At 60.4% G+C, this 26,051-nt stretch carries 23 protein-coding genes; 10 read left to right on the forward strand and 13 right to left on the reverse strand.

Going from position 1 to position 26,051, the window contains the following annotated elements:
• Nucleotides 1-8 precede the first annotated feature (8 nt).
• The gene (locus BUE92_RS17875) at nt 9-1,040 is read left to right on the forward strand and encodes an ABC transporter substrate-binding protein (RefSeq protein WP_073525380.1); all 1,032 of its coding nucleotides are present in this window, start codon (nt 9-11) and stop codon (nt 1,038-1,040) included.
• Nucleotides 1,041-1,043: 3 nt separating this feature from the next.
• Here BUE92_RS17875 and BUE92_RS17880 read toward each other — a convergent pair whose 3' ends face one another.
• Both BUE92_RS17880 and BUE92_RS17885 read right to left on the reverse strand, forming a co-directional pair.
• Nucleotides 1,044-1,691, reverse strand: coding sequence for a nicotinamidase (locus BUE92_RS17880; protein ID WP_073525381.1), 648 nt, complete (start codon nt 1,689-1,691; stop codon nt 1,044-1,046).
• Between the two features lie 222 nt (nt 1,692-1,913).
• Complete coding sequence (locus BUE92_RS17885; protein ID WP_073525382.1) at nt 1,914-2,687, reverse strand: L-iditol 2-dehydrogenase; 774 nt, start codon at nt 2,685-2,687, stop codon at nt 1,914-1,916.
• Nucleotides 2,688-2,941: 254 nt separating this feature from the next.
• On the opposite strand from BUE92_RS17885, the gene BUE92_RS17890 reads away from it, so the two are divergent.
• From BUE92_RS17890 to BUE92_RS17900, 3 genes are all read left to right on the forward strand, one after another.
• Complete coding sequence (locus tag BUE92_RS17890) at nt 2,942-3,868, forward strand: AraC family transcriptional regulator (protein WP_073525383.1); 927 nt, start codon at nt 2,942-2,944, stop codon at nt 3,866-3,868.
• Nucleotides 3,869-4,046: 178 nt separating this feature from the next.
• On the forward strand, nt 4,047-4,997 hold the full coding sequence (locus tag BUE92_RS17895; RefSeq protein WP_032872109.1) for a nucleoside-specific channel-forming protein Tsx: 951 nt from the start codon (nt 4,047-4,049) through the stop codon (nt 4,995-4,997).
• 14 nt (nt 4,998-5,011) lie between these two features.
• Entirely contained in the window at nt 5,012-6,043 is a 1,032-nt protein-coding gene (locus tag BUE92_RS17900; RefSeq protein ID WP_073525385.1) for a purine-nucleoside phosphorylase, read from the forward strand.
• 106 nt (nt 6,044-6,149) lie between these two features.
• Here BUE92_RS17900 and BUE92_RS17905 read toward each other — a convergent pair whose 3' ends face one another.
• The 3 genes from BUE92_RS17905 to BUE92_RS17915 form a co-directional block, all read right to left on the reverse strand.
• Nucleotides 6,150-6,320: a metallothionein gene (locus tag BUE92_RS17905; RefSeq protein WP_073525388.1), complete on the reverse strand. Its 171-nt coding sequence runs from the start codon at nt 6,318-6,320 to the stop codon at nt 6,150-6,152.
• 88 nt (nt 6,321-6,408) lie between these two features.
• Complete coding sequence (locus BUE92_RS17910; protein WP_073525390.1) at nt 6,409-6,864, reverse strand: DMT family transporter; 456 nt, start codon at nt 6,862-6,864, stop codon at nt 6,409-6,411.
• A 4-nt stretch (nt 6,865-6,868) separates the two neighbouring features.
• Entirely contained in the window at nt 6,869-7,357 is a 489-nt protein-coding gene (locus tag BUE92_RS17915) for a DMT family transporter (RefSeq protein WP_073525393.1), read from the reverse strand.
• A 119-nt stretch (nt 7,358-7,476) separates the two neighbouring features.
• On the opposite strand from BUE92_RS17915, the gene BUE92_RS17920 reads away from it, so the two are divergent.
• The 3 genes from BUE92_RS17920 (at nt 7,477) to BUE92_RS17930 (ending at nt 9,142) form a co-directional block, all read left to right on the forward strand.
• A complete protein-coding gene (locus tag BUE92_RS17920) occupies nt 7,477-8,409 on the forward strand; it encodes a LysR family transcriptional regulator (RefSeq protein ID WP_073525395.1) in 933 nt (310 codons plus the stop codon).
• Between the two features lie 140 nt (nt 8,410-8,549).
• Entirely contained in the window at nt 8,550-8,906 is a 357-nt protein-coding gene (locus tag BUE92_RS17925) for a type II toxin-antitoxin system Phd/YefM family antitoxin (RefSeq protein ID WP_256673980.1), read from the forward strand.
• Nucleotides 8,903-9,142 carry a type II toxin-antitoxin system VapC family toxin gene (locus BUE92_RS17930; protein ID WP_073525397.1) on the forward strand — a complete coding sequence of 80 codons (240 nt, stop codon included), beginning with the start codon at nt 8,903-8,905 and terminating at the stop codon, nt 9,140-9,142. Before BUE92_RS17925 ends, BUE92_RS17930 begins: the two co-directional genes overlap by 4 nt.
• A gap of 26 nt (nt 9,143-9,168) precedes the next feature.
• Here the strand turns inward: BUE92_RS17930 and BUE92_RS17935 are convergent, their stop codons facing one another.
• Nucleotides 9,169-10,488: an Nramp family divalent metal transporter gene (locus BUE92_RS17935; protein WP_054918680.1), complete on the reverse strand. Its 1,320-nt coding sequence runs from the start codon at nt 10,486-10,488 to the stop codon at nt 9,169-9,171.
• 42 nt (nt 10,489-10,530) lie between these two features.
• A complete protein-coding gene (locus BUE92_RS17940; protein WP_073525398.1) occupies nt 10,531-12,084 on the reverse strand; it encodes a DUF726 domain-containing protein in 1,554 nt (517 codons plus the stop codon).
• Nucleotides 12,085-12,462: 378 nt separating this feature from the next.
• Here BUE92_RS17940 and BUE92_RS17945 point away from each other — a divergent pair, with 378 nt between their 5' ends.
• Both BUE92_RS17945 and BUE92_RS17950 read left to right on the forward strand, forming a co-directional pair.
• Nucleotides 12,463-14,274: a monovalent cation:proton antiporter-2 (CPA2) family protein gene (locus BUE92_RS17945; protein ID WP_034127310.1), complete on the forward strand. Its 1,812-nt coding sequence runs from the start codon at nt 12,463-12,465 to the stop codon at nt 14,272-14,274.
• Between the two features lie 72 nt (nt 14,275-14,346).
• Entirely contained in the window at nt 14,347-14,901 is a 555-nt protein-coding gene (locus tag BUE92_RS17950) for a hypothetical protein (RefSeq protein ID WP_073525399.1), read from the forward strand.
• Between the two features lie 132 nt (nt 14,902-15,033).
• On the opposite strand, the gene BUE92_RS17955 is transcribed toward BUE92_RS17950, so the two are convergent.
• From BUE92_RS17955 to BUE92_RS17965, 3 genes are read right to left on the reverse strand one after another with little or no spacing between them, the layout of a single operon-like run.
• On the reverse strand, nt 15,034-15,750 hold the full coding sequence (locus tag BUE92_RS17955) for an alpha/beta hydrolase (protein ID WP_073525400.1): 717 nt from the start codon (nt 15,748-15,750) through the stop codon (nt 15,034-15,036).
• Between the two features lie 10 nt (nt 15,751-15,760).
• The gene (cobF, locus tag BUE92_RS17960) at nt 15,761-16,516 is read right to left on the reverse strand and encodes a precorrin-6A synthase (deacetylating) (RefSeq protein ID WP_073525402.1); all 756 of its coding nucleotides are present in this window, start codon (nt 16,514-16,516) and stop codon (nt 15,761-15,763) included.
• A 45-nt stretch (nt 16,517-16,561) separates the two neighbouring features.
• A complete protein-coding gene (locus BUE92_RS17965) occupies nt 16,562-17,116 on the reverse strand; it encodes a histidine phosphatase family protein (RefSeq protein WP_073525404.1) in 555 nt (184 codons plus the stop codon).
• 216 nt (nt 17,117-17,332) lie between these two features.
• On the opposite strand from BUE92_RS17965, the gene BUE92_RS17970 reads away from it, so the two are divergent.
• Nucleotides 17,333-21,889 (forward strand): DUF6543 domain-containing protein, encoded by a 4,557-nt coding sequence (locus BUE92_RS17970; protein ID WP_143170000.1) that lies wholly within the window; start codon nt 17,333-17,335, stop codon nt 21,887-21,889.
• 62 nt (nt 21,890-21,951) lie between these two features.
• On the opposite strand, the gene BUE92_RS17975 is transcribed toward BUE92_RS17970, so the two are convergent.
• The 3 genes from BUE92_RS17975 to BUE92_RS17985 are packed head-to-tail and all read right to left on the reverse strand — an operon-like array spanning nt 21,952 to nt 26,016.
• Nucleotides 21,952-23,271 (reverse strand): MFS transporter, encoded by a 1,320-nt coding sequence (locus tag BUE92_RS17975; protein WP_073525408.1) that lies wholly within the window; start codon nt 23,269-23,271, stop codon nt 21,952-21,954.
• A gap of 33 nt (nt 23,272-23,304) precedes the next feature.
• Nucleotides 23,305-24,834, reverse strand: a complete 1,530-nt coding sequence (locus BUE92_RS17980; protein WP_073525410.1) for a class I adenylate-forming enzyme family protein — start codon at nt 24,832-24,834, stop codon at nt 23,305-23,307.
• Between the two features lie 3 nt (nt 24,835-24,837).
• Nucleotides 24,838-26,016 carry an acetyl-CoA acetyltransferase gene (locus tag BUE92_RS17985; protein WP_073525413.1) on the reverse strand — a complete coding sequence of 393 codons (1,179 nt, stop codon included), beginning with the start codon at nt 26,014-26,016 and terminating at the stop codon, nt 24,838-24,840.
• Nucleotides 26,017-26,051: the final 35 nt, after the last annotated feature.

Raw genomic sequence — 26,051 nt, forward strand, 5'->3', positions numbered from 1 at the left:
AAACCCCCATGCAATCACGTCTCGCGTTGTCCTGCTTGTCCCTCGCCTTGCTGACCGGCACGGCCCATGCCGCCCCCACGCTGTACCTGGGCATGAACGGCGGCACCATGGAACGGGTGTACGCCGACAAGGTGCTGCCCGCGTTCGAAAAGGCCAATAACGTCAAGGTCGTGATCGTACCCGGTACCTCCTCGGACATCCTCGCCAAAGTCCAGGCCAACAAGGCCAACCCGCAGATGCATGTAATGTTCCTCGACGACGGCATCATGTACCGCGCCATCTCCATGGGCCTGTGCGACAAGCTCGCGCCGAGCCCGCCGCTGGAACAGATCCCGGTCAAGGCCCGTATCAAGGATGAAGCCGTGGCCGTGACCCTGGGCGTCACTGGCCTGGGCTATAACGCCAAGATGTTCAAGGACAACGGCTGGGCCGCGCCCACCTCATGGATGGACCTGGCCGACCCGCGCTTCAAGGACAAAGTGGTGTTCCAGTCCCTGGCCTCCTCCACCTTCGGCCTGCATGGTTTCCTGATGTTCAACCGCATCCAGGGTGGCGATGAAACCAATGTGGAACCGGGCTTCAAGGCCTGGCCTACGACCGTGGGGCCCAACGTGCTGGAATATATCGCCAGCTCCGCGAAGATCTCCGAGATGGTGCAGACCGACGAGGCCGCGATTTTCCCCCTGACCCCGACCCAGGTCGCCACGCAAAAGCTGCTCGGCATACCGATGGAGTACGCGCAGCCCAAAGAAGGTGCGGTGGTGCTCAACGTCGCCGAATGCGTGATCGCCCGCAATGACCAGCCGGAACTGGCACAGAAGCTCGCAGCGTTCTTGCTGACCGCCGAGGCCCAGGCGCCGGCGTTGGAAGAAGGTGACCAGATCCCGTCGAACCCGACCACCCCCACCACCGACAAAACCCGTGCGCGGGTGGAAGCCATGCAGGGTTATCTGCAAACGGCCATTTCGATTGATTGGGACCAGGTCAACCAGGCACGGCCAGAGTGGAATGCGCGGTGGAGTCGGTCGATTGAGCGCTGAGGCTTAGCCCTGCGCAATCAGGGCCAGTTCTTCGCGGGTGCGACTGATGTATGCACCGGCCTTGAGCAATTCGTCGACAGCCTGTACACCGCCCTCCTCGCTGATGCCTCGGCACGCCGGCAAATGCAGGATCACTTGCAAGCCGGCCTTGAGCAATTGCAGCGCGGTGGTCTTGACGCAGTAGTCCAGGGCCAGGCCGCCGACGATCACGCGGGCCACGCCTTGGGCCTTGAGGTACTCGATGACGCCGGTGGACAGTTTGTCGTGCAGGTCGTGGTAACAGGCGCCGTAGGGGTGCAGGTCGGGCTCGACACCTTTCCAGATGAAGTAGTCGTAGTCATAGGGCGTGGGTAGCTCGTCGAGCAAGGTGAAACCCTCGGTACCCGGCACGCAGTGGCTGACCCAGGTCACATCGGCATGGGCCAGGCCGGTGGGTTGCAGCATCTCGCTGTGCTGCGCGACGACCCAGGGTGCGTGGGGGGTGTGGGCGTCCTTGCTGCCGATGCGGTGGCCGGCGAGACTGGCCATGTAATTGAGTTCAGCACCGATGCCGTCGCCACCGGCCACCGGCAATTCGTTGGGACACAAAGGCGTGAAGCTCTTCTGGGCGTCGACGTCAAATGAAGCGATGGCGGCTTTCGAAAGGCTCATGATCGTTCTCCGGAGCTCTGGCAATACGACCGCTCCCGGGCGACCGTAAAAAACGTGAAGTGTGAGGCAGTTTACTGTGGGGTTCGATGCGTTGCTGACTCACCCTATTCTCAAGCACGCTGAAGTTCAAAGGTAGGAGCTGGCTTGCCTGCGATGACTGGAGTGAATCCACCAACGCTATCGCAGGCAAGCCAGTTCCCACAGTTGGATCAGCGTCAACCGCTAGTTCATCCAATTGCCGCCATCGACATTATAGGTCTGGGCCACCACATAGTCGGCCTCCGTCGACGCCAGGAAGATCGCCATGCCGGTCAGGTCTTGCGCCGTGCCCATCCGCCCAAACGGCACCTCATCGCCTACGCGCTTTTTCTTTTCGCCAGGCGCCAGCCCTTCATGCCTGGCGAACAACGCATCCACCCCATCCCAATGCTCGCCGTCCACCACACCAGGGGCGATGGCGTTGACGTTGATGCCTTGCTTGATCAGGTTCAACCCTGCCGATTGCGTCAGGCTGATCACCGCCGCCTTGGTCGCGCAATACACCGCCACCAACGGTTCGCCCCGCCGCCCGGCCTGGCTGGCCATGTTGATGATCTTGCCGCCATGCCCCTGGCTGATCATCTGCCGGGCCGCGGCCTGCAGGGTGAACAGGGTGCCGGCGACGTTGATCGAGAACAGCCGTTCAAAGCTGTCGCGGGTGATGTCGACGATGGGGGCCAGGTCGAACAGGGCGGCGTTGTTGATCAGGATATCGAGCTTGCCGGCATGGCCCACCACGGTGGCGATGGCCGTGTCGATGGAGGCTTGGTCGGTGACGTCCATGGCCACGGCGTAAGCCTGAGGGCCCAGCTCGGCGGCGGTGGCTTGGGCCCGTTGCAGGTTGATGTCGGCGATGGCCACGGTGGCGCCTTCAGCGATGTAGGCCTGGGCAAACGCACGGCCAATACCCCGCGCCGATCCGGTGATCAGCGCGCTTTTACCTTCGAGTCGTTTCATGGGGGGTCCTGTAAAGGTTATTGCCGGTAGCCGGTGAGCGTCGCCGAGAACAGCTTGCCGACCTTTGTTGTTGAGCCTCGATTACAGCAGCTTGGCCTGCCGCCTCACAAACGGCTGGCGAATGCGAGGCTGATACTTTTTTAACCTGAGGCACAGGAGCAAAAAAGTATCAGTCTCAGGCGAAACCTGGGCTAGCGCACCGATTGCCAGTGCGGGTATTTTGGGAAAATTGCACCACCACAAGAGGCAGCACCATGCCCTTCAGCCCCGCCACCCTGTTCGAGCATCGCCCTGCGGAGCTTGAGGTGATCCTGCCCGAACCGGAACATGGTTTTCGCTGGTTCGAACATGACTATCCCTATGAACTGGCACGCTGGAACCATCACCCTGAATTCGAAATCCACCTGATCCGCCAAGGCAGCGGCAAGCTGGTGGCGGGCGACTATATCGGTGCGTTCAGCGCCGGGCATGTCGCACTGATCGGCCCTGGCCTGCCCCACGACTGGATCGGTGACCTGGCCCCCGGGGAATACCTGCACGGTCGCGATGTGGTGCTGCAATTCGACGGCGCCGCCCTCCTCGCTCTGCACACCACCCTGCCTGAGCTCGGTGACTTACAGTCATTGTTTGCACGGGCGCGACGGGGCATCGAATTTACCGGCGAGACCGCAACGAGCGCGGCACGGCTGATGGAGGCCATCGGCTGCGCCCAGGGGCTGCAACGCCTGACCCTGTTCCTGCAACTGCTCGACACCCTGAAGAACGCACCGCCTGCACAGGCCAATACCCTGGCCAGCCCGTGCTACGCACCGACCCTGGATGCACGCAGCGCCGAACGCATCAACCAGGCGCTTGACTACCTGATGCGGGAGCTGACCGGCGATGTACGCCTATCGGACATTGCCCGGCAGTTGGACATGAGCGAACCCGGCTTTTCGCGGTTTTTCAAGTGCAACACCGGCCACGGCTTTATCGACCTGATGCGCAAGTTCCGCGTGCAGCGTGCCTGCCGCTTGCTGTTGCACAGCCAGATGTCAGTGGCGGACATCTGCTTTGAGGTGGGCTACGCCAACCTGTCGAATTTCAATCGCCACTTTCGTATCGAAATGCACCAGACGCCGAGTGAGTACCGGCGGCAGGCCGCACTGCCGATGTTCAGCCCCATCGTCTCTGCGCGATGACATCAATCCCACGGCTTTCCTGACCAAAGCGTCGGCTAATTGCTCTTTTTTCTAAACAGTTCAAGCCATTGCCTCAAGTTGGTACAACCTGTGCAAACGTTTGCGGAACGAACTTGACCGCCAAGTTCACTCCTCCCCGTCGAATCGGGTTTAAACCGCGTAAGAATAAGGACTTTCAATGCACCCCACCTCAAAGCCTCGTGCTGGTCTTGGCGTTTCGTTGCTACTGGCCGCCGTTACGGGAGTACTCAGTGCACCCATTTTGGCGCAGGAAAAGCCCGTGGATGACTCAGCACAGGGCGAAACCCTCAGCCCTGAAGCCAACCCCCCGGCGAAAAAAGGTGTCTATCTGTCCGAGTGGTTTAACCAGGACCTTACGCTGATTGGCAGCAAAGACATCAGTTTCGGCCCCAAGCCTCAAGATGACGTCTATCTGGAATACGAGTACTTCGGGCGCAAGGGCCCCTTCGAGTTGTACGGCTATATCGATGTGCCGAAGATCCTCACCATCGGTAACAGTAATGACAAAGGCGTGTGGGACCATGGCTCGCCGGTGTTCATGGAGCATGAACCACGGATCTCCATCGACTACCTCGCAGGACGCAGCCTGGCGATCGGCCCGTTCAAGGAATGGTATGTGGCTTTTGACTGGATCTACGACCACGGCAGCCGCAAGGAAAACCGCGCCAACACCCTGTACAGCGGCCTGGGCACCGATATCGACACCCACTCGCGGGTCAACCTGTCGGCCAACTTCTACGGGCGCTACCAGTGGGAAAACTACGGCGCCAGCAATGAATATTCCTGGGACGGCTATCGGGCGCAGATGAAGTACATCGTGCCCATCGGCAAGTTCGACAACGGCGCCTCGCTGACCTACATCGGCTTTACCAACTACGATTTCGGCTCGGACCTGCACAAGGACAACCCGGCGCGCACCGCCAATTCCCTGGTGGCCACCAACGTGTTGCTGTACTCGTTTACCCACCTTCGCTTTACCCTGGTCGGCCGTTACTTTCACAACGGCGGCAACTGGGAGGATGGCAGCGAGTTGAATTTCGGCGAAGGCAACTTCCGCGCACGCTCAGACGGCTGGGGTTACTACGCCGGCGTGGGCTATCAATTCTGATCAAGGAGCTGTAGATGAACGCATTGACCCGTGTCTCGCTGGCCGTCGGCCTGGCCCTATTGCCTCACGTGGTGCTGGCGGATAACCCGCCGCCGATCAAACCCAAGGTGATGCTGATCACCATGTTCGCCCCCGAGGCGCAAACCTGGATCGACCGCCTCGAACTTAAACAAGAAGTACGCGTTCCAGGCTTGTCTGCCGAATATCCAGTGATTCGCTGCAACACCCAGGACGTGTGCCTGCTGGTGACCGGCATGGGCCAGACCAACGCTGCCGCGTCTACCCTGGCCCTGGCCTTGTCGCCCAAGTTCGACCTGCGCCAGAGCTACTTCCTGATCGCCGGAATCGCCGGTATCAGCCCCAAGCACGGCACCATCGGTACCGCCGCGTGGGCTCATTACCTGGTGGAGTTCGGCACGCAGTGGGAGCTGGATTCACGGGATGCACCCAAGGACTGGCCGACGGGCTATATCGGGATCAACACCAAGGGGCCCAACGAAAAACCACCGCTGGACTACAAGACCGAGGTGTTTGAGCTCAACCCCAAGCTGCAAGCCAAGGCGTTTGCCTTGTCGCACAAGGTGGAGCTGACAGAAAGCACAGAGTCCGCCGCCTGGCGCAAACACTACCCTGCCGCCCCGGCCAACCAGCCGCCGCAAGTCACCCGCTGCGACACCCTGGCGGGCAACACCTGGTTTTCCGGTACCCGGTTGAGCGAACGTGCCGAAGTCTGGACCAAGTTGCTCACCGACAACAAAGGCGAATACTGCACCACCCAACAGGAAGACAACTCCACCTACGAAGCGCTGCTGCGCGCCAGCCGCGAAGGTTTGGTGGATATCCAGCGCCTGGCCGTGGTGCGCGCAGGTTCCGACTTCGACCGGCCTTACCCTGGCTACAGCGAAGTGGACAACCTGCTCAAGTATGCGGACCAGGGTGGTTTTGTACCGGCGCTGGAAAACCTGTACCGCACGGGCAACCCGTTGGTCCAGGCGATTGTAAAGAACTGGTCGGCGTGGAAAAAAGGTGTTCCCGAAACCGAATAAAGATTTACATGTGGGAGCGGGCTTGCTCGCAAAGGCGGTCTGACAGCCGACAAAGCTTTACTCACCCTGCAGGCACCGGGTTGCCCGGGCCTGCAGGTCAACCCTGTCAAACGTGGGCCGATTTGGCGCATTCGCAATTGGTCGACGCCGTGCAGGGCTCGCCGTGAGCATGGTGCTCGGCACAGCCCTGGCAGCAATAGCCCTTGCCGTCTTTCATTATTGCGTCAACGCCCAATACACATTTGCAGTGAGGGCAAGCACAGGTTTGATCTGGCATGGTCAGACTCCTTTTTCATGGTCGTCCGGTGCGGCGAACGCCGCACCCTAAGCAGTGACCCAGAGCAAGCAAGCATGGTTCAGCGCCGTCAGTCGGCCCGGCGGCTATTACTGCGGTACATGAATACCAACGCCAGGGCGAGCAATAGCATGGCGAGGATACGGCTGCCCGACAGCTCGATCGCCGGGTTGCCCAGCCAGCCAAAGTTGTCGATCAACATGCCCATGCCCAGTTGCCCGACAATCACCGCCACCGTGGCGACGGCCGTGCCGACCACAGGCACCGCGCCGACCATCACCATCATGTACACCACGCCAAACAGGGCCCCGGTCAATTGCCACTTTGGCACCTCCAGCAGGCTGACGGCCTGGGTCGGCTCGAAGAAAAATATCAACAGCGCCGTGGTCAGCGCGCCCACCGCAAAGGTCAACAGACTGCTGCGCAATACCCCCACAGTCTGGCCCAGACGCCCATTGATAGCGGCCTGCACACTCAGCACCGCCCCCGCTGCAATCACCACCACCAACAACATAAACAGATTCATCGCCTTAACCTCGTGCAATCAGAACCAGTGCCGCCACAATCAACGCCAACGCGATCCAACGATCGCCATTGACCCGTTTGCGCGCCGTGCCGAACCAGCCGAAGTGGTCGATCAACACACTCTTGCCCACCTGGCCCGAGAGGATCGCGATCATGGTCATCGCGATGCCAATGTGCGGTGTGGCCAGGGTCAACACCACCACGTACATCGGCCCCAGAAACCCGCCGATCAACTGCCAGCGCGGCAGTTGCGTGAATGCCGGGCCCTTTTGCGGGCCGCTGAACAGCAGCAGTAAAAACAGAATCGCCGTGCCAACGCCAAAAATGCTCAACGTCGCCCACAAATGCCCGACCTGCGTGCCCAATGGCCCGAGCAAACCGGCCTCCACCGACAGGCCCATGCCTGCCAGAATCACCAACGGCAACAGCAGCAGCCGTAAAAGGTTGTTGCTCGGCCTGGCCTGCGCCAGGCCTTCGGTAGAACGTGCCTGCATACATCACCTGTGTATCAAGAAAGGAAAAACATGGCGCGCATTATCCGGTGGCCGTGCTGTGCGATAAATGGGAGTATGCGGACAACACCTTTGCGTAAAACGCACAGCCTGGAGAGACGATGCAGGGCTTGAATGAACTGAGTTTCAAGGCGCTACGCCTGTTTGTGGCCGTGCTGGACCAGGGCAGCTTTTCCGAAGTGGCCCGCCGCGAAAGCCTGGCACCCTCCTCCATTTCGCGGCAGATTCAACTGATGGAACAGGCCTTCGGCCAGCAATTGCTCTACCGCCATACGCGCGCCGTCAGCCCCACCGAAGCCGGCCGCCTGCTGGGCCGCCACGCGCGCTTGCTACTCGAGCAACTGGAGACCGCGAACCAGGCCCTGCAGGAGCAAGACAGCGAGCCCAGCGGCCTGGTGCGCATCAACGCGCCCATGGTGTTCGGCCAGCGCCACCTTTCACCCTGGTTGGGAGCACTGTGCCGGCGTTACCCGAAGCTGCAACTGGATATCCAGCAGACCGACACCTTCGTCGACCCGCTGCAAGATGGTACCGACCTGCTGTTTCGCATCGGCGTGCTCAATGACTCGGGCATGCAGGCGCGCATCTTCGCGCCGCAACGCTTTCGCATCGCAGCCAGCCCCGCCTACCTGGCCCAACATGGCACGCCGCGCCACCCCGACGAACTGGCCCGGCATCAATGCCTGGCCTACAAAGGCATCACCGGCCAGCAGCGCTGGTTCTTCCGCCGCGGCCAGGGCGATTGGACCCCCTACAGCGTCAGCGGCCCCATCACCGGCAACCACGCCGACACCCTCACCCACGCCGCCGAACAAGGCCTGGGCCTGGTGGTGTTTCCGTCCTGGCTGATTGGCGAAAGCCTGCGCGCCGGCACCTTGCAGGCAGTGCTCGGCGAATACGAAGTTGCGACCACCCTGGAGCCCCAACAGATCGCCGCGTTGTGGCCGGGTAGCCGCAGGCTGTCGTTGAAGGTGCGCACGGTGATCGACTATTTCGTGGAGTGTTTTGGGACGGTGCCGTATTGGGATCGGTGAGTGATGTTGCCGCTGCTGAACGGCGTTAGTGAAGGAAGATTCCTAGTAGAAAACGTAGGTCCGTTCTGATTTTGGGGGCCAGTATTCCTGGTCACGGTGCGCTGGGGCAGACTTTAGCCAAATCTATTTGGAGAGACGCCATGGTCACCATGTACCGCACACCATCCCGCGCTGAACGAGCGGCCTCAACCAGTGGTCGAGCCATCTTTGATAGCGGTCGTAGTTTTGGCTATTTGGCCAAACACGGAGAAGACCCCATGATTACCGTTGCTCTGGGTGAGGCAAAAAACAACCTGTCCAAACTGGTCGATGAAGCCGCCACGGGCAAAATCATCACTATCGCCAAACATGGTCGTGCAATGGCACAGCTTGTCCCGCTTGGTAAATCCAAGGGTCGGCGAATTGGCGCAATGAAGGGCGAGTTGACCATTCCTGAAGACTTCGACGCACCACTACCCAGCTACCTCTTGGATGCCTTTGAGGGCAGTCATTCATGAGGCTACTGTTGGATACTCATATCCTGCTATGGGCACTCAACGATGACTCCAAGCTATCCGGCAATGCCCGCAAGCTGATAGAAAACGCCGCCGAAATTTACGTCAGGGATCTTGAATATCATCACAAGGATCCCTTCGATCGACTGATCATTGCAACAGCCATGACTGAGCCAATGAAGCTATTGACCGCTGACCCAGAAGTTGCTCAGTACACATCCTTGGCCATCTTGGTATAGGCACTGCCTCGGCAATGCACCTCAAGTCAGAACACCCACTGCCCAATCAACCACGCATTCGCCCCACTGATCACCGCGAACAGAAACCACGCCAGCAGCCGCGTGGGCAGCCGGTTGACGAACGGCCCCATCAATTGCTTGTCGCCGGTCATACGGATCAACGGGTACAACGCAAAGGGCAACTGCAGGCTCAGGACCACCTGGCTGAGAATCAGCAGCTTGCCGATCGCATCATCACCCATCAGCCATACGCCTAGAAACGCCGGGATCAGCGCCAGCCCACGGGTAATCAGGCGGCGCTGCCAGCAGGGTATGCGCAGGTTGAGGTAACCCTCCATGATCACTTGGCCGGCAATGGTGCCGGTAAAGGTCGAACTCTGGCCTGAAGCCAGCAAGGCGATACCGAACAGGATGCTGGCGAAAGCACCGCCGACCAAGGGGTCGAGCAGGTGATAGGCGTCCTGGATTTCCACCACGTCGGTATGACCGGTCTTGTAGAAGGCCGCTGCCGCCAGCACCAGGATCGCGGCGTTGACCAACAGTGCCAACGCCAGGGAGCCGATGGTGTCGATACGCGCCAGCTTGACCGCGTCCTGTTTGCTCGCCAGGTCCTTGCCGATCAGGCGGGTCTGCACGATGGAGGTGTGCAGGTAGAGGTTATGGGGCATGACCGTGGCGCCGAGGATACCGATGGCCAAGTACAACGGCGCCGCATCGCTGATAGCCGACAGTGACGGGGTGAACCCGCTGAGCACGTCGGGCCAGTAGGGTTTGATCAGCACCAGTTCGATGAAAAAGCACACGCCGATGGTGGCGACCAGCGCCAGCATGATCGCTTCCAGGCGGCGAAAACCACGATTTTGCAGGGCCAGGATCAACAGCGTATCGAAGGCAGTGATGACAATGCCGGTGGTCAACGACACGCCCAGCAACAGGTGAAACGCCAGGGCGCAGCCGAGCACTTCGGCAAGGTCTGTGGCGATGATGGAGATTTCCGCCAACACCCACTGGGTACGAGCAGAGCGCTGGCTGTAGCGCTCACGACACAGTTGCGCCAGGTCCTTGCCGGTGGCGATACCCAGCCGTGAACACAGGCACTGCACCGCCATCCCCGCCAGGCTGGCCAGCAGCACCACAAACAACAGGCTGTAGCCGTAGCGTGAACCGGCTTCAATGGCCGTTGCCCAGTTGCCGGGGTCCATGTAGCCGATGGAGATCAACAGGCCGGGGCCAGCAAACATCAGCACCCGTTTAAAAAACGAGGCCTTGGGATCAACAGCGACAGAGCCGGCCACTTCCGGCGGGCAGAACGGGGCGGTAGCGATTTTCGGCAGGCTGAATTTCACGCAGTATTCCAGGTAAATACACAAGACTTGGGCAGCAGCTTATCAGTCGGTGGCGACCGTGCGCATCACCGTGTCTCGCGGCAGGTCAAACGCTTCCACCACTTGTACCACCAGCTCCAGTTCCTGGTTAAGCGCCTCGCGCTCCATGCGCTGGCGAATCACTCCGATCACCAGTACCGCCAAGGTGGTGATCGAATATGCCGGGCCGGAAAACGCTCGCACGCCGCTGACCAGCAACATCGCCGCAGCCAGCGCCTGGCCCACCACCGGAATCGCCGTGGCCGCACCGCGCCGCAGGATAAACCCGGTCAGCCCGGCCAACGCCGTACCGCTCAAGGCGGTGGTGGCCGAACGGCCCAGATCGAACCGGTTGAACAGCCCCTGCTCTTTTTGTGCCGCCGCCTTGAGCTCGGCCTCGAACGCCTGGCGATCAGCGCGACTGAGTTTGTCCTTGTACTGCTCGATCAGTGTTTCTGCGACCTGCCCTTCGATCTCTGCCAGCGCCAAGTGCTCAAGTGGTTGGTCGAATTTGATACCCAGGCGTTGCGCCACATCTTCGGCAATCTGGCGATAGCCCACGCCATGGCCACGGGCCAGGTTCATAAAGCTATCACCGCCCATGCGCTGCAATTCAATGGCCAGTTTCAACGGCTCGCGCACACTGGCATCAATCGCGGCACTGCGCTTTTGCGCCATCAGTTCGGCAAGAAACTTCAGCTCCTCCGGCCGCGCTTGCACCAATGCCGGGTACAGGTCCACGTCCGCTTCGGCAAAACGCACTTCACTGCGGCGCGAGTCCACACGGATCATGCCGCGCCGCTCCTGCAGCAGATCGGTGTACTGCACCACCGTCTTCAACTGCGGCCAATAGGCAGCATGATCGAAGCTGGCCAGGTGCACATTGGTGACCTTGGCCTTGAGCGCGGGCGTTACGTCAATCGCATAGCGGCCAATGCAACGCTCGGTATCGGGTTTCATGGCCAGCGCCCAGTCCTTGCTGGAGTGGCAGTTGATCAACCGCCCCTTGAGCGGCGCCGACACATCCTCCCAGGGGCTCGATGTACAAATCGCCCCGCCCATCAACAACAGGTTATTGAGCGGCAGTTCGCGAGCAATCTCGGGGCTGGCCAGCAAGCTCTTGACCAGGATACGCGCGCCCAGGGAGTGGCCGATCAGGTTGATGCGCCGTACCGGCAGCGATTGGTCGTGCAGGTAGCCGGCCAGCTCTGGCAATAACGTCTTGGCCACTTCATCGACCCGTGCCTCGACACTTTTGTAATGGTCGAGAAAATAGGCAATGGCCTTGCCCACGCCCACCGTCGCCGCGCCCAGGCCACCACCGCCAAGCAGCGAGGTGAGCACGTCCTTGAATGGTGCGAACAGGTTTTCCAGAAAATGCCCCGCCGGCCAGAACAACATCAGGTTGGTCGACCCTTCGATACCGGCCAGTTGCTCCTTGAAACTGCCCAGTTGCTGACGGTTGAAGAATGCCGAGTAACCATGCACATAGAGATTGAGCACATCCCCCTGGGGCTCGCCACACAAGACGAACGTGGGTTTGCGGGTGCGGTGCATTTCATCCCACTGGTGTTGCATGGGGCGGTGACTCCTGCTGGCAAGGGATGGCGATAGTAACAAACAGAGCCGACAAGGAAGGTGAATCCTGACCGACGTTCGCCGCTCTCAAGACAATGGGAATAACCTGAATCGAGCACGCCAGTGTTCAATCAGAGCAGACACTGAATGTCGAAGGAGCGTGTGTAGCGACAAAAATACAAGTTTCCACATGTGAAAAAGCGCTCTAATAGCACCCTGTTTCCCCTGCTGTGGAACACTTTTGTGGCGAGGGAGCGTGCTCCCGCTGGGCTGCGAAGCGGCCCCAAAAAACTGCGGGCGCTGCGCACCCAAGCGGGAGCAAGCTCCCTCGCCACAATGGCCCCCCCGAGTTGATCTACGTAAACGATGGAGTTCGTAATGCCCCATGAAGGCAACCTGTTACAAGCAGCCGTGGTGTTCCTGTTCGCCGCCGTGCTGGCCGTGCCCCTGGCCAAGCGCCTGCAATTGGGCGCGGTGCTGGGCTATCTGTTTGCCGGTGTCATCATCGGCCCGTCGGTGCTCGGCCTGATCGGCAACCCGCAAAGCGTGGCGCAGTTCTCTGAACTGGGCGTGGTGCTGTTGCTGTTCATCATCGGCCTGGAGCTGTCGCCCAAACGCTTGTGGGTGATGCGCAAGGCGGTGTTCGGCGTCGGCCTGGCCCAGGTCCTGCTCACCGGTGTGGTGATGGGCGCGGTCGCGCTATGGCTGTTTGGCCAGTCGTGGAACAGCGCCATCGTGCTGGGCCTGGGCCTGGCGCTGTCGTCTACGGCGTTTGGCCTGCAAAGCCTGGCCGAACGCAAGGAGCTCAACCAACCCCACGGGCGTCTGGCCTTTGCCATCCTGTTGTTCCAGGACATCGCCGCCATCCCGCTGATCGCCATGGTGCCGTTGCTGGCCGGCAGCGATCATCCGACCACCGAAGCCCAGGGCCTGCAACATGTGTTGCAGATCCTCGGCAGCATCGCGGTGGTGATCATCGGCGGGCGCTACCTGTTGCGCCCGGTGTTTCGCATTGTCGCCAAGACCGGCCTGCGCGAAGTGTCCACCGCCACCGCGCTGCTGGTGGTGATCGGCACCGCCTGGCTGATGGAGTTGGTGGGCGTGTCCATGGCCCTGGGGGCCTTCCTCGCCGGCCTGCTGCTGGCGGATTCGGAATACCGCCACGAACTGGAATCCCAGATCGAGCCGTTCAAGGGCCTGCTGCTGGGGCTGTTTTTCATCAGCGTGGGCATGGGCGCCAACCTCAGTTTGCTGCTCAGCACGCCACTGGTGGTGATCGGCCTGACCCTGCTGCTGATCGGCTTGAAACTGCCGCTGCTGTACGCCGTCGGGCGGATGGTGGGCGACCTCAATCGCGAAAGTGCCCTGCGCCTGGGCGTGGTGCTGGCGGCGGGGGGTGAGTTCGCCTTTGTGGTGTTCAAGATCGGTCGCGACCAGGGCCTGTTCGAACCGCAGCTGTACGACGTGCTGGTGCTGACCATCACCCTGTCCATGGCCGTGACTCCGCTGCTGTTGCTGGTGTGCCCGAAGCTGTTCAAACCCAAGGCCAAGCCGGTGGAAGTGCCCGAGGAATACCGCGCCATCGAAAGCGATGCGCCTCGCGTGGTCATCGCCGGCATGGGCCGGATGGGCCAGATCGTGGCGCGAATCCTGCGCGCGCAGAACATCTCGTTCATCGCCCTCGACACCTCGGTGGAAACCATCGAGCTGACCCGCAGTTTCGGCGGCATGCCGGTGTTCTACGGCGACCCCCAACGCCCGGAAATCCTCCACGCTGCCAAAGTCGATCAAGCGGAATTCTTCGTGATCGCCATGGACGACCCGGAGATCAACATCAAGACCGCCGAGCTGGTGCGCAATCTCTACCCGCACATGAAGATCATCGCCCGTGCGCGTAACCGCCAGCACGTACACCGCCTGGTGGACCTGGACGCTTCACCGGTGCGCGAAACCTTCTACTCCAGCCTGGAAATGAGCCGCCGTACTCTGGTCGGCCTCGGCTTGAGCCAGGCCCAGGCCGATGCGCGCATCAACCGCTTCAAGACCCACGACCAGCAGGTACTCGCCGCCCAACACGCGGTATACGACGACGCGGCCAAGGTCATGCAAACTGCCCAGGAAGCCCGTGCGGAACTGGCGCGTTTGTTTGAAATGGACAGGCTTGACGAGGAATCCTCCGACAAGCTGTGATGGGCTGGGTGAACGAAATTGCGAATTTTCTGACAGAATACGCCGCAATTTCGTTCATCCCCGGAGTGCTTCATGGCCACGTTCACCAAAACCGCAATGCTGCTCGCCCTAGCGCTTACCGCCGGCAGCGTGTTCGCTGCCGCCAAGCCCGCCACACAGACAATCTCCACCTTGGGTGGCAAGTTCACCTTCAAACTGCCCAAAGCCTACAGCGCCGACACCCTGCCCTCCGGCACGGCGCAAGACGGCACCGCTGACACCCAAGGTACCCTGTACGCCAACTCGACGACGAAAAGTGTGGTGATCGTCGCCGAAACCGTGCGCAACGATGGGGCAACTATCCAGGATAACGACCCGAAGTTCCTCGACGGCGCCGTGGCTGATTTCGTCAAAGACCAGAGCGCCGCCATGCCCGACTTCAAGAAACTGGGGGAGAAGAAACTCACCTACAAGAGCCTGGGCCTGCGCCAGGTGGACAGCAGCGCTACCCAAGGCGGTGGCAAGACCTTGAACTCCACGTTCCTGGGTGGTTCGGGCAACCATTTGCTGGTGATCCAGGCGATTTCCCGGGCCGATGATGTGAAGGGGCATGCGCAGTTGGTGAAGCAGATTACGGGCGGCAAGTAACCCCCCTCTACCAGCGAACACAAAACCATTGTGGGAGCGGGCTTGCTCGCGAATGCGGAGTGTCAGGCACTGACTTGCTGACTGATATGCCGCATTCGCGAGCAAGCCCGCTCCCACATTTTCAAGCGCATTTCACTTCAGGCTTTTCTCAAGCCAGGCTTTCAAGTCCTGGATTTCCGCCGCGCTGATGGTGTGATTCATCCCCGGGTATTCATGAAACTCCGGCTTGAGTCCCACCCCCGCCAGCACCTTGTTTGCCTGCGTGGCCGAGCTAAAGGGCAGCGCCTGGTCCAAGGTGCCATGGCCGATAAAGATCGCCAGCTTGCCCATGGACGCATCAGGTTTCAGCGCAGACCTGAGCACCGGTAGCACGCTGCCACTGAGCGCAGCGATACCACGTACCAAGTCAGGTTCACGCAAGGCCACTTCATAGGACATGATCGCACCCTGGCTGAACCCCACCAGGAATACCCGATCACTTTGGGTGTGGTACTTGGCGGTGGCCTTGACCACGAAGTCCTTGATCAGCCGGGCGCTGCTGAACAGTTCATCGGTCTCGCCGTTGTACTCAGGCTCATCGGTCTTGGTAAACCAGCGATAACCTTGCGGCTCTACCGGCAGCGGCGCGCGCACCGACAGGTAGGTCCAGGTGGACGGCAACGCGTTCTGGATGCCAAACAGATCTTCCTCGTTGCTGCCAAACCCATGCAAGAAGATCACCAGCGGCTGGTTGCGCGCATCGCCCTGGGTCTGTTCCAGGTAGGACAACGGCAAGTCAGTGTGCAAGCCGGTGTCGGCATGAGCGGCGCCGGCCAGCAGGGGCAAGACGAGGGCAAGCTGTTTGAGCATCGGGTTTACCTCAGGGTTTGCGCAACAAATAGGTGTCCATGATCCAGCCGTTTTTCAGGCGCGCCGCCTTGCGTACCCGTTCGATCTCTTCTGCCACGTGCGCCACTTTACCGCTGATCAGGATCTCGTCCGGCGTGCCCAGGTAGGCGCCCCAGTAAATATCCAGGTCCTGATCCGCCACACTGCGGTAGGAATCTTCGGCGTCGAGCATGACCACCAAAGTATCGGCATCACTCGCCTGCCCCGCCGCCAACCGGCGCCCAGTGGTGATTTCGATGGACTTGCCAATCCGGTTGAGCGCCACCTTATGCTGCGCCGCCAGGGCTTGCACGCTGGTAATGCCGGGAATCACTTCAAACTCGAAGACACAGCGACCACTGGCAAGAATCGCCTGCAAGATGCGGATGGTGCTGTCGTACAGCGCCGGGTCGCCCCAGGCCAGGAACGCCCCCACCTCACCGTCAGCCATTTCTTCGTTGATCATGCGTTCGAAGGTCTGCTGCTTATCGCGGTTGAGGTCTTGCACAGCGGTGGTGTAGTCGATTTCACCGCGCACACGCTCCGGGCAGTCGGCCTCGACAAAACGGTAGCCGGGCTCGGTGATGTAGGTGTCGCAGATTTCCCGGCGCAGGTCGATCAGCTTGTCCTTGCTCTGGCCCTTGTCCATCAGGAAGAACACGTCGGTACGGTTCAGCGCCTTCACGGCCTGCATCGTGATGTAGTCGGGGTTGCCGGCGCCAATGCCGATGATCAGGATGCGTTTCATGGGTTGCTCTCAGTACGGGCCGTGGATTTTGCCATGATCAACGCATCAGGCGTGAGTTTCCAGGCGCAGGCGCCAGACTGCATTGAAACGCAGCTCGGTGCGCGACAGCGGTTCGACATCGATCAGGTAGAACATCGATACTGGAAATTGCATGACGTACAGCATTGCAGCGCGGATGACAAAGGGATGTGTAACGGCCACCACATGGCCGGGTTGGCACTCCAGTGACCTCATCCATTCGCCCACGCGCGTGCAAATGTGGTCCACCGACTCGCCGCCATGGGGGGCGCTGGCGCTGTCGGTGAGCCAAGTCATCAATTCATCGCGATCAAGCTGGGCAGTGTCCTGCCCCTTCCAATGACCAAAATCGCCATCACGTAACGCGGCCTCAACCACGGCGTGGTCACCGAACAACGTCGCCGTCTGGCGAGTCCGCGCTTCGGGCCCGCATATCAGGCGCACACTTTTGCGGAACCGATCCGCCAGTGACAGCCGCGCATTCTGCCAATCCATCAGCAACGATTCGTCATCGGGAAACCGCCCCTGCTTTTGCGAGGGTGTCACGGCATGACACACGAGAGTCAATCGGGTTACTTGCATAGGCACTCACTCTGTTCGGGGACGCGGCGGGGAAAAAACGGCGCCGTATTTCAACCTGTCACAACGAACAGGCAAAGGACTGTGACACATGACGGCTCCCCGCATCGGCGGCTGTAACCCTTCGTATTAAGTGGATACGGAACACCTTCGTACAGAAAAGCCACGAAAATTCGCCACAGAAGGCGCGCTTTTTCATAACGATAGACGGAGACTTCCATGACGATCCCGGCAGCCGCGAAGCATGTTCCACCTTCATCTTCGCAACAAACGCCAACAGACACCTTTGCGTGGCCGATCAATCCGGATGAAAGGCTGCAGTATGACGTTGCTCAGCAGCCGGAAAATCCTGGTCGATCCGAGCCCGTTTCAAGACGCGCCCCAAGTTCGCCTCAATTTCTGCTCACTCAAGGACAAGTCAGCACGTTGGTGGAAAAGAGTGACGCCGAGCTGGCACAGCAGCTTAGCGCGGCATTGATGGGCCAGGTCGCCGAGGAACTCACAACCAACAGACAGTCACTCACCGCTCCGACCCTCACCCAGGTTCCGCCTTTTTCCAGCTTCGGCCAAGCGTGGGCACGTTTTAACCAGGCGCTCAGGGCAGAGCCGTTTGCAACCTTTGCCAAAGCCCATCACATCGACCTGTCCAATTTCAGCTGGAACCCCCAAGAGGGAACCATGACGTGCATGATCAATGGCTCCCCCAACAGCTTCACGGAGTTCACCCCTGGCTGGTCACAGGCATCGGCGGACGTCGCCGCAGCGGCCAGAGAGCTGGGCGCCCCGTCGACGACCTGGTTGCGCTACACCGGCGAAAACACGCCTCCCAGTTACCTGGTGGGAGACTTCTACGCTATCGCTAGAACCGAGCTTACGCGTAATCCGCGTGCCGTGATCGCGGCACTCCAGCACGCCGATACATTCCCCTCCCTGGTCGTCCCCGACGCCCCCCTGCCCCTGGACATCTCGCAACAGACCTTGCGTGCCAGGCAAGCACAACGCAGCGCGAAGGAGACGATCACCGAAGCCACCTTTGAACGCAGCGGCACACTTGCCGACTCCAGTCGCACACCGACGCCCGCCGAACGCGTCGAGGCGGCTGATCGGGAAGTGGCACGGGAGTGTGCCAGAATCCTCACGAGGATCGGCTATCAAAGGCGCATCGATGATCAGTCGCTAACCTTTTTCCCCTTCTTGAATGTGCCTGACGACTCTACCTACGCACACACACGCGAGGCGTTCGGCAAATGCTTCTCCAGCCCCGCTTTCCTGGCGTTTGCGAAAGAACATAATCTCGAGGTGTCATCCTTGTTTATCCACTTGCCGACAGGCCAGTTGGAAGGCTACGTACGAAACCCTGACGGCAGCCGTAAATCGATTGTTTTTCGCAAGTCGACCTCCCCCCAATGGGCAGCCCTCGAACCCGAAATTTCAAGCGCGGCCCGTAAATATGGGAGAAGCGGCTCGGTCTACGAAGGGCCCGTTCGTACCCAGCAAGCGCTGGATCTCTCTATGATGCTGGACTTTTACGGCGTGACTCGGGAAACCGGCTCAGAGCAGAAGTGGCTCGAACAAGTCGCAGGGCTCATCCGCGATGGCTTCCCCTCCTTGAAAAAAAACAACCCTTCTGCTGACACCTTGCGTGGGATTCGCGAACTGCAGCAGGCAACCCTACAAACACTTGCAGGCATCAAAACCACCCCAACGCCTAATGTCGTTCAAGCGACTGCGCCGATATCCACCAACAAGCCGCCCGTCGCCAGCCCTGTGAGCGACATCGCCCACCGTCTGTTTAACGCAGAGCCCGGGGTGCAGTCGGTCGTATCGGGATTACTCAAGGACGCCATCGATTCCTCATTGAACATTGATGTAGAGCAGTTGGCGTTCGCCGTTCCCGATCCGGACAATCCAGGTCAATACATTGAAACACCGCTGATGGAAATGATCATCGACCATGTTGCTGGAGGCGCCGCGCCGGTTTTCGACAGCGCTGGCAAATTCGTCGATACGCGCGCGGACGTCCTCGCCCGTACCGGCAAACCTGCGGGTACTGCACTTCCCATCGATAGATCAGCCCTGCAGACGGCTCTGAGCGAGTTGCCCGGCAAGCTGAACGAAACGCTTCGAGCGGCAAAGATCAAGTATTGGAATGAACCGCCTTTCAATGAGCCGGCCCCTGGCCTGAGTGCCGACACAGCGCTCAGTGTCACCCCGATTTACGCTGGAAGTCGGCGGTCAATGCTCGGCCAGCTGCTGCACAGCAACCTGCGCCTGGCCAGTTTGAAATCTCCAGGTCTCAACGACATACAACGCGAAACACTGGACACGGTGGCAAGGTTTCCCCACGGGCACCTCAACCCCACAGACAACTCCAAGACCACCGTTCACTTCATGGTCCGCACTGACCCGGCCAACCCAGACAGCCCGAACTTTCAAACCCCTAACCTGTTCATCGAACGCAAGGCTGGGGATCGCACCCTCGCAGTGCTGATGTGCGAACCCAGCGCAAAGGTTACCCCTTATGCTTCCCTGGATGCTGCCCAGCAGGCCTGGGAACAGCAAAACCCCGAGGCGCAACAACCGACCCGCACTGACAAGCCCAGCCTGAAAGCCTTCGACGCTGATGCGTTCTACCTGCAAGCGAACGTCATGATTAACAACGGGGACGTCAACGCCGACACTGATCCCGCGCTGATCGTGGCGCGACAATCCCAAGAGTCCGGGCTCAAGCGTCCCGAATGGTCGAAAACCGCCTCCGATGCCAATCGCTTTATTTACCATGACCTGCTTCTGGAGATGGCGGGCTTCGAGCGCCGCCACAAGGGCAAGAGCTTTGGCAGTGATATCCCCGACATTAGCACTTATATCCAGGATCAGATCAAAGCCCTCGACCCTCCACCTTTTCACTATGACATCAAGGATCTGGAAGTAATCTTTCACACTCCCTATGGCGCCCCGGCCAGCGGATTCGGATCAACCCAAACCACCACCCTGTCCTTCACCGAAACCTTTGTACGCAACCTTTCAGGATTACCAAAAGGCCGGGTAGAGGTGCGTCACAAACCGACGGGCATTCATCTAGCCAAGCTCGGAAAAGAGGGCGAACTGGGTAAGCTGATTCAGCAAATCGATGCCGGCAAGAACTACCCCGAATTAGTCAGGCGCGAGCTGCTCGACGATCCTGAAAAAAAAACCAGGCGCCAAGCGCTGTTCGCCGAGCAAGTCCCGATTGAACTGAAGATGAGGGCCCTGGAACTGACGGCCAAAGGCGAGGCTGGTTTCGATAATGCCATGGGTTTTCGTTACCTCCAGGCAATACTGGATCCAACGCCAGGGAAGAAGTTTGTCAATGGCAACGAAATCACCGTGCGCCCGTTGGCGCTCATGCGCCTGCCCGGCGCGGTGCCCGATGTGGTCGAAAACATGTTCCTGATCGAACCCAAGGACACCACAGTCGGCCCGCACATTCTTTATCGCCCATTGAATTCCAGCGCTCCCCTGCTGCAGTTTCCTTCGCGCCAGGCGCTAATGGAGGCTGTCCAGACACAGAAGGAGCTACAAAAAGACATTCTTGCCTGGCTGCCTGATGAGACAACCCGCGCCGTCTACAGGCACGATGGCTTTCGCGAACCGCATATGCCGACATATACGCCCGTGTTCACGCCTGCGCCGCCCACACTGGCGACTCACGACCTGTCTTCCGAGCTGCAAACCGGGCAACTGATGAGCTACTTGTATGAAGCCAACTCAAGGGCGCTGACATCGCTGGCCGAACACCAGGCCGTATCCAACGGGGAAAGTCGCTGGGCAAGGATTAAAGAAGGGGCAGGCCTATTACTCAATACGGCATTTCTGTTCATGCCAGAGAGTGCCTTTTTAATCGGTATGCCGTTTCAGGCAGACAGTATCATCGGTGATATCGAGACGCTTGACGGGAGCAGGGAAGGAAACAAAGAAGCAGCAGCAACAGACTTATTTATCAACACGGCGATGTTATTGCTTCACCTCACAAGAGCACGCCCGACTCAAACCTCCACACGTACTGAAGTCGCGGCCATTCATACGGTACCGCAGGAAACACGCGTAGGTGATTTACCGGCGGCGCCTTCGCCTGAGTCAGCGTTACGTGAAGTGGTTCGGTTGGGCGGTCCATGGAGGGGGTTCAAGGCGATCGATGGCGACATACAAACCTTCGAGGATACTTACAAAGGCGCCCCACGACTCAATATATTCGGACATGGGACTGAACCGGGCCCCGGAGAGCCCGCGAGAGTCGCAGGAGCAAACGGCAAGTTCTATTCGGCGCAAGACATCGTCAATAAACTTCGCGCGGAAAAAATTGACTTCAGCAAATATAAAAACATTGTGCTTCGCGTCTGCTATTCCGGCGCAAACGGCCCGAACTCGCTGGGCGATGAAATCTCCAACCTGACCCAAATACCCACCAAGTCATTCGCAGGTCCTGTGCACATGGATTATTTTTTGGGCAAAGACCCGATGGGCCTGTTCAAAACGTTCTATCGGGAATTCAAAGCGAAATACCCCACGCTTTCTCCACGCGACATAAAGTTGCTTGCTGACTCGAAAGTGAGGTTGGATTTTGCCAAGAACAACCATCTTAATACGGTGGAAAAGACATCAGGAACGCTGGTGCGATTCAATATTGGCACCCAGAAAGAACCTGAGATAGTTGAAGAGCTTGTCGACTACCGGCCACATTACTCCAACCCTGCCATGGACGCGGCCCACGTGTTGCCAGCCAATTCAGCCCGGTAACGTGTTGAGGCAGGGTTGCCAACACAACCCTGCCGTCTGATTACCAAGACGCAAACACGGCGTCAGGCCAGCGCCCCTCTCGCAGACGCCACCACCGGCGTGCCACCGGTCACGAAGTCCTCCTTGCGCAACACCACCAACGCCACTAACGACACCACCCCGGTCGCCACATAGAAATACCACGGAGAGGTAATGTCCCCCGTTACCTTGATCAACCAAGTGGAGATCAACGGCGCACTGCCACCGAACACCGCCACCGGCACGTTATAGGCCACCGCAATCCCGGTGGAACGAATCCGCGTCGGCAGCAGTTCGCTCATCAGCGCATAGGTCGACGACGCGTACAGCCCGAACAAAATCGCCACCGCCATCAACGGCGCGAAGAAGGTCGCCGGGGTGGCGGTCGGGGCGGATTTGAACAGCCAGAACATCGCCAGGGTCGCCAACGTGCCGATCACCATCAGGAACGGCTTGCGCCCGTACTTATCGGTAAAGGCCCCGCCAAACGGCATCACGAAGGCCGCCGAGAAGCTGGCGACGAACACGTAGAGCAAGGTGGTGCCGCTGTCGAACTTGAGGATCTTGGCCATGTAGGTCGAGGCGAAGGTCAGTACCAGGTAGAAGATCGAGCTGTGCAAGGTGATGATAAAGAACACCAGCGCAATCGCCCGTTTCCACTGCCAGACCTCGCGCAGCGGCGCGCGGGAGGTTTGCCCGGCACGTTGCAGGGCGAGGAACTCGGGGCTGTCTTCGAGCTTGAGGCGGATGTACATGGAGATAAAGCCCAGGGGCGCGGCGATCAGGAACGGTACGCGCCAGGCCCATTCCTGCATGACCTCGGCGCCCAGCAGCCAAGTCATGCCATTGGCCACGGCGCCACCGAGCAGCAGGCCGAGCACGGCGGTGACCATCAGCCAGCAGGTGGCAAAGCCGCGGCGACCGGGGCCGGCGTATTCGGAGATAAAGCTGGTGACCGTGCCAATTTCACCGCCCGCCGAGAAGCCTTGCACGCAGCGCACCAGGATCAACAGGATCGGTGCGGCGATGCCCAGGCTGGCGTAGGTCGGCAACAGGCCCAGCATCACCGTGGAGCCGGTCATCATCACCAGCGCCATGATCAGGGTTTTGCGCCGGCCGATCTTGTCTGCCAGCGGGCCAAAGAACAGCCCACCCAGAGGGCGGATAAAGAAGCTCAGTGCAAACGCGGCAAAGCTGGCCAACAGGCTGGTAGTGGGGTCGTCGGAGACGAAGAACGCCTGGCCGATATAGACCGCGAGAAAGCCATACACGCCGTAGTCGTACCACTCGATCAAGTGGCCGGAGGTGGCGCCCAGAAACGCACGGCGGCGCTTGCGGACGGTGTCTTGTGCGGGATTGCCCATCGTGGGGACTCCTTGTCTGATTATCGATCCGTGTTAAAGCGCGGCGATACTCGCGGTTTGCAGCCAATGCCGCAAGTCGGTCTTGAGAATCTTGCCGTAGCTGTTCTTCGGCAAGTCGCTGCGCCACACATATTTTTTCGGTTTTTTGAACGAGGCCATGCGCGCCAGGAACCATGCCGTCAGCTCGCCTTCGTCCAGCGGCTGACCGCTGCGGGTCACCACGAAGGCCACCACCGACTCACCCCATTGCGCGTCCGGCTCGCCCACCACGCACACTTCGAACACCTCGGGATGCTGGGCCAGCACTTCCTCGACTTCACGGGGGTACACGTTGCTGCCGCCACTGATGATCACGTCCTTGGAGCGATCCGTCAGGGTCAGGTAGCCGGCCGGGTCGAGGTAGCCGATGTCGCCGGTCAGCAGCCAACCGTCCACCAGTGTCTGGCGCGTGGCCTGCGGGTTGCGCCAGTAGCCTTGCATCACCGTGGCGCCACGCACCGCGATTTCGCCGCGCTCGCCGGTGGGCAGTGGCTGGTGCTCGGCATTGAGAATGCGGATCTCGACACATGCTTGCGCGTGGCCCACCGAGGCGGCCAGGGTGGCCCAGTCGGGACGCTGGCGCTCGGCGATCAAGGTGCGGGGCAAGACACTGATGGTCATCGGGCTCTCGCCCTGGCCGTAGATCTGCACCAGGCGCGGGCCGAAGGTGTCGACCGCTTCGCGCAGGTCGGCCAAGTACATGGGGCCGCCGCCGTAGACGATGGTCTTGATGCCGGCGCCGTGATAATCCTGGCGCCGCGCCTGTTCGACCATGCGCTTGACCATGGTTGGCGCGGCAAACAACGACACATCGCCCATGTGCTCGGCCAGCCCGAACAGCTCGGCGGCATCGAAGCCATGGGAAGCCGGCACCACATGCCGGGCGCCGCAGCGCACATGAATGAAGTTGTACAGGCCGGCGCCGTGGGACATGGGCGCGGCATACAGCGCCGCATCGTCGGCGCTCACTTGATCGACATCCATGGCGTAGCACAGCGACATGGCGATCAGGTTGCCGTGGGACAGCATTACGCCCTTGGAGCGCCCGGTGGTGCCAGAGGTGTAGAACAGCCAGGCGAGGTCATGATCCTGGCGGGGCACCGGCTGTTCCAGGCTGGGCCAGCCATGGCTGGGCGGCAGCGGGTGGCCGTCCAATTCCGTGCAATGCACGGGCAAATCCCGCGATGAAAACACCTGGCCGCCTTCGGTGAAGATCAACCGCGCCTCGGCGTTATCGGCAATCCATGCCGCTTCGCTGGGGTGCAGCTTGGCGTTGATCGGCACCGCCACCCCGCCCATCCACCAGATGGCGTAGAGCAGTTCCAGGTAGTCGCAGCTGTTTTTCATCAGCAGCGCCACGGCGTCTCCCGGCACCAGGCCATGCTGCTCCACCAGGTGCGCGGCGCGTTGGCGCACGTGGGCGGCGAAGGTGGCGTAGTCGGCCACTTGCACGCTGCCGTCGAACAGCGCCGGGCGTTGCGGGGCCCGACGCTGGGTGTCGTGCAGCCAGTTGGCGATGTTCATGGCTCAGCTCCGGCGTGCCTGCAGGACCGAGGCGTAGTTGGCCACCGCCATGCCGCCCATGTTGAACACCAGGCCGAACTCCGGGTTGGGCACCGCCAGGCCAATCGGCTCGCCGGTCAATTGCCGGAACGCCAAGGCATGCATGGACACCCCCGTGGCGCCGACGGGATGCCCCTTGGCCTTGAGCCCGCCGGAAAGGTTCACCGGCAAGCGCCCGCCGGCGCGCACCACGCCGCTGTCGAGCACGCGATGGCCTTCGCCCTTGGGCGCCAGGCCCATGGCTTCGTAGATCAGCAACTCGGCAATGGTGAAGCAGTCGTGCACTTCGGCGAAACTCAGGTCCGCCAGGGTCACATTCGCCCCGCGCAGCGCTGCATGGATCGCGCGTTGCGGGCCTTCAAAGGCCAGGATGTCGCGCTGGGCGATGGGCAAGGTGTCGTTGACCTGGGTCATCGCCCGGATTTGCACCTCGCGACGAAACGCCCGCGCACGTTTGGGCGAGGCGAGGATGATCGCGGCGGCGCCGTCGCTGATCAGCGAGCAATCGGTCAGGCGCAGGGAGTCAGCCACGAACGGGTTGCTTTGGGACACATTGTTGCAGTGTTCGAAATTCATCTCCCGATGCATCTGCGCCAGCGGGTTGGCCATGGCATTGGAGTGGTTTTTGGTAGCGATGGCCGCCATCGAGCCCAGCGGGCAGTGGTAACGCTCGGCGTATTGGCGGGCGGCGCGGCCGAACAACTGGGGGAAACTCAGGCCGGCTTCGGCCGGGTCGTTCTGGTAGCCGGCCCCGGCCAAGGCTTGGGTGACCGCGGCGGTGCTGGTGTGGGTCATCTTCTCGGCGCCCACCACCAGCACCAGTTCAGCACTGCCGGAGAGGATCGCATTGACCCCCGCCTGGATCGCTGCCGAGCCGGACGCACAGGCGTTTTCACAGCGGGTAGCCGGTTTGAAGCGCAGCCCGGGGTCGGCTTGCAATAGCAATGAGGCGGCAAACCCGTCGGGCACCAGCCCCGAGTTGAAATGGCCGAGAAACAACGCATCGATCTGCGACGCTTCAATCTCGGCATCGCTCAAGGCTTCCCGGGTAACCTGGACGATCAGGTCTTCCAGCGTCGTGCCTTCCAGGCGACCAAAGCGGGAGTGACCAGCGGCAACAATGGAGACGCAATCAGCAGGCATAATCAATTTCTTCTGTTCTTGATTCGGACTTTACT

The organism is Pseudomonas fluorescens (assembly GCF_001902145.1).
GTDB lineage: Bacteria > Pseudomonadota > Gammaproteobacteria > Pseudomonadales > Pseudomonadaceae > Aquipseudomonas > Aquipseudomonas fluorescens_BV.